This window comes from Sulfitobacter sp. M22 (assembly GCF_021736025.1).
Classification (GTDB): domain Bacteria; phylum Pseudomonadota; class Alphaproteobacteria; order Rhodobacterales; family Rhodobacteraceae; genus Sulfitobacter; species Sulfitobacter litoralis.
In genome coordinates this window covers 971,658-984,342 of record NZ_WMEC01000001.1, presented here as the reverse complement: position 1 = coordinate 984,342, position 12,685 = coordinate 971,658, and the positions used below count along the sequence as shown (strand labels likewise).

General features: G+C 57.8%; 10 protein-coding genes. 6 read left to right on the top strand and 4 right to left on the bottom strand.

The features are described 5' to 3' along the window. The first annotated feature begins 37 nt into the window (after positions 1-37). The 5 genes from GLP52_RS04930 (at position 38) to GLP52_RS04910 (ending at position 7,898) form a co-directional block, all read left to right on the top strand. Positions 38-1,180: a pyridoxal phosphate-dependent aminotransferase gene (locus GLP52_RS04930; RefSeq protein WP_093733857.1), complete on the top strand. Its 1,143-nt coding sequence runs from the start codon at positions 38-40 to the stop codon at positions 1,178-1,180. Positions 1,181-1,248: 68 nt separating this feature from the next. Then, the gene (locus GLP52_RS04925; RefSeq protein WP_237271704.1) at positions 1,249-2,463 is read left to right on the top strand and encodes an N-acetylmuramoyl-L-alanine amidase; all 1,215 of its coding nucleotides are present in this window, start codon (positions 1,249-1,251) and stop codon (positions 2,461-2,463) included. 129 nt (positions 2,464-2,592) lie between these two features. Next, on the top strand, positions 2,593-5,145 hold the full coding sequence (locus GLP52_RS04920; protein ID WP_093733855.1) for a penicillin-binding protein 1A: 2,553 nt from the start codon (positions 2,593-2,595) through the stop codon (positions 5,143-5,145). Between the two features lie 103 nt (positions 5,146-5,248). Then, the gene (gene prfB, locus GLP52_RS04915) at positions 5,249-6,370 is read left to right on the top strand and encodes a peptide chain release factor 2 (RefSeq protein WP_093733854.1); all 1,122 of its coding nucleotides are present in this window, start codon (positions 5,249-5,251) and stop codon (positions 6,368-6,370) included. Positions 6,371-6,485: 115 nt separating this feature from the next. Then, positions 6,486-7,898, top strand: a complete 1,413-nt coding sequence (locus GLP52_RS04910) for an amidase (protein ID WP_237271703.1) — start codon at positions 6,486-6,488, stop codon at positions 7,896-7,898. A gap of 8 nt (positions 7,899-7,906) precedes the next feature. On the opposite strand, the gene GLP52_RS04905 is transcribed toward GLP52_RS04910, so the two are convergent. Then, positions 7,907-8,689 carry a helix-turn-helix domain-containing protein gene (locus GLP52_RS04905; RefSeq protein WP_093733852.1) on the bottom strand — a complete coding sequence of 261 codons (783 nt, stop codon included), beginning with the start codon at positions 8,687-8,689 and terminating at the stop codon, positions 7,907-7,909. A 208-nt stretch (positions 8,690-8,897) separates the two neighbouring features. Here GLP52_RS04905 and GLP52_RS04900 point away from each other — a divergent pair, with 208 nt between their 5' ends. Then, a complete protein-coding gene (locus GLP52_RS04900) occupies positions 8,898-9,251 on the top strand; it encodes a hypothetical protein (protein WP_237271702.1) in 354 nt (117 codons plus the stop codon). A 30-nt stretch (positions 9,252-9,281) separates the two neighbouring features. On the opposite strand, the gene ilvN is transcribed toward GLP52_RS04900, so the two are convergent. The 3 genes from ilvN to GLP52_RS04885 all read right to left on the bottom strand — a co-directional run bounded on the left by ilvN (position 9,282) and on the right by GLP52_RS04885 (position 12,624). After that, on the bottom strand, positions 9,282-9,842 hold the full coding sequence (ilvN, locus tag GLP52_RS04895) for an acetolactate synthase small subunit (RefSeq protein WP_093733850.1): 561 nt from the start codon (positions 9,840-9,842) through the stop codon (positions 9,282-9,284). A gap of 74 nt (positions 9,843-9,916) precedes the next feature. Further along, entirely contained in the window at positions 9,917-11,668 is a 1,752-nt protein-coding gene (locus tag GLP52_RS04890) for an acetolactate synthase 3 large subunit (protein ID WP_237271701.1), read from the bottom strand. 335 nt (positions 11,669-12,003) lie between these two features. Next, the gene (locus GLP52_RS04885; RefSeq protein ID WP_237271700.1) at positions 12,004-12,624 is read right to left on the bottom strand and encodes a response regulator; all 621 of its coding nucleotides are present in this window, start codon (positions 12,622-12,624) and stop codon (positions 12,004-12,006) included. Positions 12,625-12,685 lie beyond the last annotated feature (61 nt).

The window sequence follows — 12,685 nt, the reverse complement described above, 5'->3', positions numbered from 1 at the left end:
CGGTGAAAGGTCCAAGCCCAACAGTAGGATCAAGCTCATGCGCAATTCAACCCGTTCTCAGGTCGATCCCTTTATCGTGATGGATGTAATGCAGGCCGCCGCTGCCGCCGAGGCAGAGGGGCACCACATCATCCATATGGAAGTCGGTCAGCCGGGCACCGGCGCGCCCAAAGGGGCCAGCGCCGCGCTGACAGCCGCGATGGAGCAGGGCGCGCTTGGCTATACGGTCGCGCTTGGCCTGCCGGCGCTGCGCAAGCGGATCGCGCTGATGTATGCCGAGTGGTACAATGTTGATCTGGACCCAAGCCGCGTGGTGATCACCTCTGGTTCGTCGGGCGGCTTTATTCTGACGTTCACATCGCTGTTTGATACGGGCGATCGCGTCGGTATCGGTGCGCCGGGCTATCCCAGCTATCGCCAAATTCTCAAGGCGCTGGACCTCACACCGGTTGATCTGCCGACCTCGATCGAGAACCGTTTGCAGCCGGTGCCGTCGGATTTCGCCGATATGGACCTTCAGGGGCTGTTGGTCGCCTCGCCGGGCAACCCGACGGGGACGATGCTGGACCATGGCGCGATGTCTGCGCTGATTGACGCGACCCAAGGGCAGGGTGCGTCCTTTATTTCGGACGAGATTTACCATGGCATCGAGTATGAAAAGAAAGCCGTTACCGCGCTTGAGATTTCGAACGACGCCTATGTGATCAATTCCTTCTCCAAGTATTTCTCTATGACGGGGTGGCGTGTGGGCTGGATGGTTGTGCCCGAGGATCACGTGCGCGTGGTTGAGCGGATCGCCCAGAATATGTTTATTTGTGCACCGCACGCCAGTCAGGTGGCCGCCCTTGCTGCGATGGATTGCACGGCAGAGCTTGAGGCAAACATGGACGTCTACCGCGCCAATCGTGCGATGATGATCACGGGCCTGCGCGACGCCGGGTTCACCAGTTTTGCTCCCCCTGACGGGGCTTTCTATGTCTATGCGGATGTGTCGTCGCTGACCACGGACAGCCGCGAATTGGCGCGTGACATTCTGGACAAGGCTGGCGTGGCTGTAACGCCCGGGCTGGATTTCGATCCGGTACGCGGGCATCAGACGCTACGCTTTTCCTATGCGCGCAGCACACAAGACATCGCCGAGGGTCTTGGGCGGCTCAAGGCCTATATGGCAGCACGCTGAAAGGCTGGTTCGGGGGGCGGCGGAATGTTATACCCGCCGCAACCACCCCAAGCAGAACGGTGACAGGCATGCGTATTTTCCCCATCATCGCAACGGTTTGCGCGCTGTCTTTGCCTGCTTCGGCGCAGGATCTGACGGCGCTTGCGCGGGTTGAACCGGACAAAAGTGCGATCTCGGATGGATGGTTCGGCGGGACAACCTTGACGTTGGGGCTAAGCCAGGGCGTGCCGTTTCGCGTGTTCCTGCTGGATGATCCGGCACGGTTGGTGGTTGATTTTCGCGAGGCCGATTGGAGCGGGGTCAACACCCAAGACCTGCTGCCAGAGCCGGGGCGGATCAGCGGATTGCGCTTTGGACCGTTCCAGCCCGGTTGGTCACGTCTGGTGGCGGATTTGGCCGAACCAATGGTCCCGCGCGAAATCGGGATGCCGGTGAACAAGGGCTCTGGTCAGGCCACGCTCGAGATCAAGCTGAAATCGGCCACCGTCGAAGAGTTTGCCGAAGCCGCTGGTGCGCCTGTGGATCCCGCGTGGACCATGGCGCTTGCTGCGCCGCCGAAGATTGAGGCCGATACCAAAGCCAGCCCGTTCCGCGTTGTGCTGGATCCCGGACACGGCGGGGTCGATCCGGGGGCTGAAACCGACGGTATCTTAGAGAAAGACCTGATGCTTTCCTTTGCCCAAGCGCTGCGGGACACGCTGGTGCGCGACGGGATCGATGTAGTGCTGACCCGTAATACCGATCACTTCGTTGCGCTGGAAACTCGTGTCGCCATCGCGCATCAGGCAGAGGGGGATCTGTTTATTTCGCTTCATGCCGATAGTTTGCCCCAAGGCGGGGCAAAAGGTGCGACGGTCTACACGCTGTCGGATGACGCCAGTGATTCTGCCACAGATCATCTGGCGGCCCGTCACAACCGCGCGGATATTATCGCGGGGGCTGATCTGACCGGTTCGGACGATCAGGTGGCCAGCGTGCTGCTAGACCTCGCCCGCCAAGAGACAGAGCCACGGTCCGTCGCTGCCGCCACCGCGCTGCTTGAGGGGATGAAAGCTGCCGGCGGGCCAATGAACCGGCACCCGTTGCGCAATGCGGGCTTTTCGGTGTTGAAATCCGCCGATATTCCGTCGGTCCTGATCGAAATCGGGTTTCTCAGCTCCAAACGGGATCTGGCTAATCTGCGGGACCCGATCTGGCGTGCTGTAATGGTCTCGGCGATTGCCGATTCAATTGCCAAGTGGCGCGACGCGGATGCAGCGCTTAAGCCTTTGATTCGCCAGTAATCCACAGCAAATATAATCGCAGTATTGGTGCGCGGGTTACCGCACAGGGCCACTGCATCGTGTTTTGACGATTCCCGCAGGGTTGCGTATAGACGGGTCACCAACCCTCCTTGCAAGGAACTGCCAGCCGTGTTTCGTTTGATCCTGTCTTTCTTCGGGGGTATTTTTACCACCCTCACCATGAGCATCGGTATGGTCGCGCTGACCATCGGCGCGGTGTTCTGGATGTATGGCCGCGATCTGCCCAGCCACGAATCCCTTGCGCAATACACGCCCCCGACGATCAGCCGGATTTATTCGGGGCAGGGGCGGTTGATCGACGAATTCGCCAAGGAACGCCGCCTGTTCGCGCCGGCCAACACGATCCCGCCCCTGATTAAACAGGCCTTCATCTCGGCCGAAGACAAGAACTTCTACATCCACGAAGGCTATGACCTGCGCGGCATCGGTGCCGCTGCGGTGGATGCAGTGCGCACACGGGGCAAGGACGTGCGCGGTGCGTCGACCATCACGCAACAGGTTATGAAAAACTTTTTGCTGTCTGGCGACCGACGCGCAGAGCGCAAGGTAAAGGAAATCATCCTTGCCGCCCGCCTTGAAGAAACGCTCCCGAAGGAGAAAATCCTCGAACTTTACCTGAACGAAATTTTCCTTGGCCAAAACTCCTACGGTGTGGCTGCGGCCTCGCAGACCTATTTCAACAAGACACTGGGGGAGCTGGCCCCGCATGAGGCCGCCTTCCTCGCGTCCTTGCCCAAAGCGCCGTCTGACTATCACCCTGTCCGCCAAAAAGAGCGGCTGCTGTCGCGTCGGAACTTTGTTCTGCGTGAGATGAAGGAAAACGGCTATATCACCGCCGCTGCTTATGACACCGAAGTCGCGCAGCCCCTGCGGTCGGTGCAGAATGGTGATTTCGAAAGCTTTAAGGCAGAACTGCCGCCGCGTGATTACTTTACCGATGAAATTCGCCGCCAGCTGTCTGAAAACTTTGGCGAGGGTGAATTTTTCACTGGCGGTCTGACCGTGCGCGCCACCATCGACAACGAAATGCAACCCATCGCGGCACAGTCCCTGCAGCTTCAACTTGAACAATATGACCGGGGCATTGGTATCTATCGCGGCACCGGCAAGAAAATCGCGACTGAAAAGCTGACGTCAGAGGCAGATTGGCGCGAAGCGTTGTCTGACGTGCGGGTGCCGCGTGATGTCGATCTGGAAAATCAATGGTATCCGGCGGTCGTTCTAAACCTTGAAAATGGCGCCGCCCGTATCGGGATCGAAGGCGTGGACGAAGTAGAGGGCGGTCATTCCATTCCTGCCAAGGATGTCCAGTGGGCGCGCAAACGTCTGGAAAACGGCAAGCTTGGCCCGCGGGCACAGGTGCCTGCAGATCTGCTTGAGGTCGGGGATGTGGTGCTTGTGCGTCGCATGACCACCGATAGCGACGGGTCATTTATCCGCTGGACCTTGCGTCAAATTCCCGAAGTGCAGGGCGGCTTTGTTGCAATGGACGTGAACACCGGTCGTGTGATCGCGATGCAGGGCGGCTTTTCCTATCAGGCATCGGTGTTTAACCGCGCCACGCAGGCCAAGCGCCAGCCGGGGTCAAGCTTTAAACCCTTCGTCTATGCTGCGGCACTGGACAGCGGCTATACCCCCGCGACCATCGTCGTAGATGCGCCGATCGAGATCAATACACCCCAGGGCATGTGGCGGCCGCGCAACTCGTCGAACAAGTTTTACGGGCCCACGCCCTTGCGGACGGGGATCGAACAGTCGCGCAACCTGATGACCATCCGGCTTGCACAAGAGGTCGGGATGAACACCGTGGGCGATTACGCCGAACGGTTCGGGGTGTACGACAACCTGTCGCCGGTACTTGCTAACGCGCTCGGCTCGCAGGAAACAACGCTGTACCAGATGGTGTCAGCTTATGCGATGTTCGCCAATGGCGGCGAACGGGTGCAGCCGACCTTGGTTGACCGTGTGCAGGACCGTTATGGCCGCACCGTTTATAAGCATGACCAGCGGATCTGTAACGACTGCCAGTTGGAAACGCTTGCCCCCGGTGTCGGGCCGCGCATTATCTCTAACCGCGAAAGGGTCATGGACCCGATTACCGCCTATCAGCTGACGTCTATGATGAAGGGCGTGGTTGATCGCGGGACGGCCCGCGGCGCGGTGAACCTGCCAGTGCCAATCGCAGGCAAAACCGGTACGACAAATGATGCGAAAGACGTTTGGTTCGTTGGGTTTTCCAGCAACATCGTAGCAGGCTGCTATATCGGTTTCGACAATCCGCGCTCGCTGGGGCGTGGGGCATATGGGGCTGGTATGTGCGGTCCGGTGTTCCAGCGCTTCATGAGCGAGGCGATTCAAAAATATGGTGGCGGTCCGTTCGAAGTGCCCCCCGGTGGGCGCTTTATCAAGATTGACCGCTTCAGCGGTGCGCGCCTGTCTGACAGTGCCTCGGGCTCGAATGTTGTGGCTGAATATTTCCGTGATGGCGAAGAGCCCCTGTTCGGGATCACCTTTGACGGTGGCTTCGCGATGGGTGCCGATCTGCCACTGGTGAACGAGTCTAGCAGCGGCGCACGCGAGGTTACGACCTCCACCGGTAAAAAAGCGCGCGTGGGGCCCAAGGCCAGCTTTGGCTCGATCAATTCTGGCGGATTGTACTGACGGTACACGAACCGCCCTAGCGCTTGCCCAAGTTGCCGCGCTGGTCTATTTGAAACGCGGCCCCGGCTATTCGGGGCCGCGATCTATTTTAAGGCAGGACACCATGCGCGCAGATGCACAAAACACAGCAGATCAGATCAGCAAATCGCTGGAGCTGTTGGCGCAGCGTTTGGATGTCGAAACCGCGCCCTACCGGCTGGAAGAATTCAATGCCCGCGTCGAGGACCCCAACCTGTGGGATGATCCCGATGCCGCGCAAAAGCTGATGCGCGACCGTCAGGCGCTGGTTGATTCAATCGCCACCTATGAGGGCATCAAACAAGAGCTGGCCGACAACATCGAGCTTATCGAATTGGGCGAGATGGAAGGCGATGACGAGGTGATCGCCGAGGCCGAAGCCTCTTTGAAGTCACTGGCCGAAACAGCCGCCCAAAAAGAGCTCGAGGCGTTGCTGAACGGCGAGGCCGACGCGAATGACACCTTCCTCGAGATCAACGCCGGCGCGGGCGGCACCGAAAGTTGTGACTGGGCCAATATTTTGTCGCGGATGTATGTCCGTTGGGCCGAAAAGAAGGGGTATAAGGTCGAGCTGCAATCCGAAAGCGCGGGCGAGGAAGCAGGGATTAAATCAGCCACCTACAAGATCAGCGGTCTGAACGCCTATGGTTGGCTGAAATCGGAATCCGGTGTGCACCGTCTGGTGCGGATCAGCCCCTTTGACAGCGCTGCGAAACGCCACACGTCCTTTACCTCTATCTGGGTATATCCGGTGGTCGACGATAATATTGAAATCGACATCAACCCCAGCGATATCCGCATCGATACCTACCGCTCTTCCGGTGCCGGTGGTCAGCACGTGAACACCACGGATTCTGCCGTGCGGATCACACACCACCCCACGGGGATCGTCGTCACCAGCTCTGAGAAATCGCAGCACCAGAACCGTGACATCGCAATGAAGGCTTTGAAATCGCGGCTGTATCAGATGGAGCTTGATCGTCGGAACGCTGCCATCAACGAAGCCCATGAGAATAAAGGCGACGCAGGCTGGGGCAACCAGATCCGGTCCTATGTTCTGCAGCCCTATCAGATGGTTAAAGACCTGCGCACCAACTATGAAACCTCGGACACCAAAGGGGTTCTGGACGGTGATCTTGACGGGTTGATGGGGGCCGCACTGGCGCTTGCGGTATCGGGTAAGTCCCGCGCCGAGGCGCAAGGCTAAGGCCATATTCTAGGCAGCACCGCGTGGTCGCAGAGATGACGTGCGACATTCGCGTTGCCGCCCCTTGCATCTGGACGCCGCCTTTCGTTCTATGACCCGAACGGAGGAAACAGCCATGAATATCCTAGACATCGGGGCGTTGGCCCAATCCGAAGCGCTGGCGAACGGGAGCTTGACCGCCGTCACGCTGATGGAGGCAACCTTGGCGCGCATTGACGCCGTCAACGGGCAGGTCAATGCAATCGTCGCGCTGCGTCCCCGGGCAGACCTGATGGCAGAGGCCGCACAGGCCGATGCAACGCCCAGAACCGGCTGGCTGCACGGTATTCCCATTGCGATCAAGGACTTGTCTGATGCCAAGGGGTTGCCCACCAGCAAAGGCTCACCTCTGTTTGCCGACACTATAGCGCAGAAGGACAGTGTGTTCGTCAGCCGTATTCGTGCGGCGGGGGCCATCATCATCGGCAAAACCAACACGCCCGAATTCGGACTTGGCAGCCATACGTTCAATCCGGTCTACGGTGCCACGCGGAACCCCTATGATCTGTCCCGCTCTGCTGGTGGATCGTCGGGCGGGGCGGCAGCAGCGCTGGCCTGCGGTATGCTGAGCGTCGCGGACGGTTCAGATATGATGGGCAGCCTGCGCAATCCCGCTGGCTGGAACAACGTCTATGGTATGCGGCCAAGCTGGGGCACTGTTCCGGCAGAGCCTGACGGGGATATGTTCCTGCATCAGCTCAGCACCGCAGGACCGATGGCGCGCACCCCGCGTGATTTGGCGGCTTTGCTGGATACCATGACCGGTAACGACCCCGATCAGCCACTGGGTCTGTCGCCAGAACCAAACCTTCCCGAAATGGACGCTTCGCTTGGGCCGCTGCACATCGGGTGGCTGGGGGATTGGGGTGGGGCTTTTCCGTATGAGGACGGGATCGACGCGGCCAGTCAAGCGGCATTGGGCCAGATGGCGACCTTGGGCCACAAAATCACCCATCTTCCCGCGCCCTTCGATGCGGAAGCGATGTGGGAAAGCTGGATTACCCTACGCTCTTTTGCCGTAGCAGACGGACTTGGCCCCCTTTACCAAAACGAGGAAACGCGTGCGCACCTTAAACCCGCCGCCCAGTGGGAGGTAGAACGCGGCCTTGGGTTTGCGGCACATGAGGTACAAAAGGCCAGCCTGACGCGGTCCGATTGGTACCGCTGTGTGACCGCGCTGTTTGAAAAGGTCGATGTGCTGGTGCTGCCATCCGCCCAGCTGTGGCCCTTTGACGTCGATCAAGTACATCCGCCGCAGATCGCGGGCCGTGATATGGATACGTATCATCGCTGGATGCAGGTGGTGGTGCCGGCTGGCCTGATCGGACTGCCTGTCGTTAATATCCCCGCCGGGTTTAGCGCGGCAGGACTGCCAGCAGGGCTGCAACTTATCGGGCCCCGCGGGAGCGACACGAAGCTGCTGCAACTTGCCCAGCATTGGCACGAGACGACCCATTGGCCCCAAGCCCGCCGACCACAACTCGCCTAGCGCGCGGATTATTCAAACGCGTGCTCGGTGCGCAGCAAACGCCGATGGAAGGGCTCAAGCTCTTCCTCGGCAAATAGGCCGCCGCTACGGGCGACTTTCAGCGCCGCTGGCAGTGTTTGGGGCAGGTACTCATAAACTAAGCGGGTTGCACGCAGGCCAATGGCGCTTTCGGGTACGGTACGGGTAATATAGCCGACCCAGAAATTATTGTTGAACGTCCCGATGCGACCAAGATAGTTAAAAGATGACGTCATCGCGCCGCGCCGTGAGGCGATGATTGCGATACCTTCTTCCTGCATCAAGACAATACCGCGATATTCACGAAACTCAGGTTTAAGCGGTAACCCCTGCATGCGCATAGCCATCGTTGTTTCATAGCCTCTCACATAGGTTCTGCGACCGCGACGAAAGACCATCAAAAGCCCGACAGCGAATTTTTCCGGGATCAGGAAGCTTCGGCGTGAAAAGCGGTAAAACCCGCTGGGAAGCATGGCTTCGGGAAGATCCAGCGCGCGGGCCGCTACAAAATCGCGCATCAGTCCAGATGACGGGGGCGTAGGTTTTTTTATGTCATTTAGAGGTTCCAACAGAATCCGGGCGTCGACGCCGAAAAACTTGCAAATTCTGGCCAGAACGTCGGGCCGGGGGAAACTGTCCCCGGAGAGGTAGCGATTTAACTGGGTCCGGTTGACGCCGAGCTCATGTGCGAGGTAGGTCACCGACGGGTAGTCTGCTATTAATAGTTTTAAATTTTCGCCAAAAATCGTTCTAATATCAGCTGGGCTTGTCATAAAAGAAGTCCATTAGAATAAAGTAATTAAACATCACAACCTTTGAGTGAATTGGCAAGTGGGTTTGCCCTTATTGGATGTCATTTGACGCTGATTAGCGTCAAATGAAGTAGCGGCCGACACAAATTGAATTCGTAAAAAAATCGACAATTTATCAAAATGGCGCGAGTATATCTCATGTCTAGAAGTATTTAGGAGGGGTTCGGAAATGTACGGAGTAGTGCTTTGGAGCGACGCGAGAGCCAATAAAGCCGTCTTCTGGTGTGAAGATCACGGCGATCTCGCCTACTTTCACGGCGATCCGGACAGCCTAGACCTTTCCGAAACACCCTTTGATGCCGGCGACCTGGTTCAATTCGAAGTCTATCAGGATGCCAAGCTGCGCAAGGCGTTCAATCCCACCATCGTGAAAAGCAAAGCGGATGCCGATCTGCCGGAAAAACTAATGCAGCACTCAAACACGACCGTAAGGGATACTCTCGGGGGCGATGTCTTGCATTTCCGGCCCAGAAACACACCGCCCGCAGCGCTTCGTCAACGGAATCTGGCCCAGCCTGTATAGGCTAGGCCGACCCCGGGCGTAGTGAGCGCATCAGTCGCCGCGAGACAGCGCTGCAACACCAGTCCGCGCGACAGAGACCAGCCCCAAGGGGCGCATCAATTCGGCAAAGGCATCAATCTTCTCGGGCGCGCCGGTAATCTCGAAAACAAACGTTTCCAACGTGCTGTCAACGACATTGGCACGAAAGATATCCGCCAGACGCAGTGCTTCGACGCGTTTCTCGCCTGTGCCGCTGACCTTGAACATGGCAAGCTCGCGTTCGACCACCGGACCTTCAACGGTTAGGTCATTCACCTCATGTACCGGTACAATCCGACCCAGTTGCGCTTTGATCTGTTCGATGACCTGCGGTGTCCCCGAGGTGACGATGGTGATGCGGCTTAGGTGGCCTGTATGATCGACCTCTGCAACGGTGAGGCTGTCGATGTTATAACCGCGGCCTGAAAACAGGCCGATGACACGCGCCAGCACGCCTGGTTCGTTTTCAACCAGAACTGCAAGCGTGTGCCGTTCAATCACATCCGAAAAGTTGGGACGCAGGTTGTAGGCTGAATGGCTGGTGGCGCCTTTTTTGATCTTTAGGGCTGACATGACACTGTCCTTTTAAGATGTATTCAATGTCGGCGCGCGGCCGCGCCGATGTGTTTGCTTGTGCCGTTCGCGGCTTAGACCAAGACCGATCCTTTGGCGTCGATCACACCCTGCGTACCGGCACCCGCCAGCATCATATCGTTGTGGGCTTTGCCCGACGGGATCATTGGGAAACAGTTTTCATGTTTTTCCACCAGACAGTCAAAGATAACGGGGCCGTCGTAGTTCAACATCTCCAGGATGGCATCGTCCAGATCATCGGGGTCGGAACAAATGATGCCCTTGGCCCCGAAAGCCTCTGCCAGCTTTACAAAGTCGGGCAGGGATTCAGACCAGCTTTGGGAATAACGCTCGCCATGCAGCAATTCCTGCCACTGTCGTACCATACCCAGACGTTCATTGTTCAGGATGAACTGTTTGACCGGCAGGCCGTATTGCATCGCGGTGCCCATTTCTTGCATGTTCATCAGCCACGACGCTTCGCCCGCGACGTTAATCACCAGCGCGTCGGGGTGGGCCATCTGCACACCGATGGAGGCAGGAAAGCCGTAGCCCATCGTGCCAAGCCCACCGGATGTCATCCAGCGGTTCGGGTCTTCGAAATTCAGGTATTGTGCCGCCCACATCTGGTGCTGGCCCACTTCGGTCGTGATATAGCGGTCGTGATCCTTGGTCAGCGCCTCAAGCCGCGAGAGCGCGTATTGCGGTTTGATGATCTTGCCTGTTTGTTCAAACTTCAAGCAGTCAACATTGCGCCATTCCTCGATCTGTTTCCACCATTTGGCAACCGCGTCGGAGTTGGTCTTGCGGCCGCGGGATTTCCAGACTTTCAGCAGGTCTTCCAGCACATGGCCCACGTCACCGACGATAGGAATGTCGACACGGATGATCTTGTTGATCGACGATGGGTCGATGTCGATGTGCGCTTTCTTCGACTTCGGGCTGAACAGATCGACAACGCCGGTGATACGGTCGTCAAAACGCGCGCCGATGTTGATCATCAGATCGCAGTCGTGCATTGCCATATTGGCCTCGTAAAGACCGTGCATCCCCAGCATTCCCAGCCATTTGTCGCCCGACGCAGGATAGCTGCCAAGGCCCATCAACGTAGAGGTGATGGGAAAGCCTGTCGCCTCGACTAATTCGCGTAGCAGTTGCGAGGCCGCGGGACCAGAGTTGATGACGCCGCCGCCAGTATAAAAGACAGGGCGTTTGGCAGATTCGATGGCTTCTACCAGTGCGGCGATCTCGGTCATGTCGCCTTTGACGGGCGGTTGATAATGCGAGGTCGACGGTTTCTTGGGGGTGTATTGCCCCGTGGCGAACTGCACATCCTTGGGGATGTCGACAAGAACTGGACCGGGGCGTCCGCTGGTGGCCACGTGGAATGCCTCGTGCAGGACGGCGCCCAGTTTGTCGGTCTCTTTCACCAGCCAATTGTGTTTGGTGCAGGGGCGGGTGATGCCCACGGTGTCGGCCTCCTGAAAGGCGTCAGAGCCGATCATAAAGGTCGGCACCTGCCCCGTCAGAACCACAAGCGGAATGGAATCGAGCAAGGCGTCCGTCAGACCAGTCACAGCGTTGGTGGCACCGGGGCCAGAGGTCACAAGCACAACGCCCGGTTTCCCAGTCGAGCGCGCATAGCCTTCGGCGGCATGAACCGCGCCTTGTTCGTGGCGCACCAACACGTGTTTGATGCTGTTTTGTTGGAACACCTCGTCATAAATCGGTAGGACAGCGCCGCCGGGATAGCCAAATACGGTATCGACACCCTGATCAATCAGGGCTTGAACGATCATCTTCGCTCCGGTCATTTTACGTGTCATCTTGGTGCTCCGTCAGGCGGTGGTTTAACAAAAGGTGCGTTGCGCAAAAAAAAGCCCCCGATTTTGACGGGGGCGCATGGTGACTGGTATGGTCTGCCGTTACCGGCCCATGCGCGTGTGTCTTAGAATGACGACGATATATGTAATCGCTAGGTCTGTCATAACCAAAGGCCCTTCGTTGCGTCCATGGACATTATGAGCGGCGCAAAGGGGCGTCAATGGCATATTTGATCTAAAAGTGTCGCTGAGGGCTGGAAATCTTTTCATTTGTTGCGTGAAATCGTAAATTTTCTAATTTTTGAAAAACTGTAGCCGTTTAAACCGGTTTTGCGGCGCTAAAGCCGGACACCCGTTCCCTGCAACACTCCATGTTCCATCGCATAACGCGTCAGCCCCGCAGTCGACGAAATGCCGAGCTTGCGTTTGATGTTCTTGCGGTGTGTCTCCACGGTGCGCACGGAGATGTCCAAGGTCACCGCGACTTCTTTGTTGGATTTGCCCTGTGCCAGCTGTAGCAGGATCGTCTGCTCCCGCTCGGTCAGGGATTCACGCGTTGCGTCCTTGGGTTCAAGCGACCCTTGCGCACCGGTGCATAGATAGCGACTGCCGGCCATCACTGTATCGATCGCCAGCTTGATCTCGTCGGTGGGCACGTCCTTGAGGATATAGCCCAAAGCACCGTGGCTCAGCGCCGAAGAGATATATTCGGGATTATCGTGCATGGATAGGATCACGATGCGGGTATCAGGTTCGCGCTCCAGCAAAATTTCAGTCGCCGAAAGTCCGCCGATCTCGGGCATGTTGAGGTCCATCAAGATCACATCCGGTGCCAGTTGTGCGACGCTATCAATGGCAGCGCGCCCGTTGGGCAGACAACCAACCACCTCGATATCATCGTAGCTTTCTAGGATCGACTGAATGCCTTCGGCGACCATCGGGTGATCGTCGACAATCATGACCTTGATCATTTGGGATGGCGGAGAGGCTAAAGGGGGCATGAGGTTGCTTTCGGCAGGA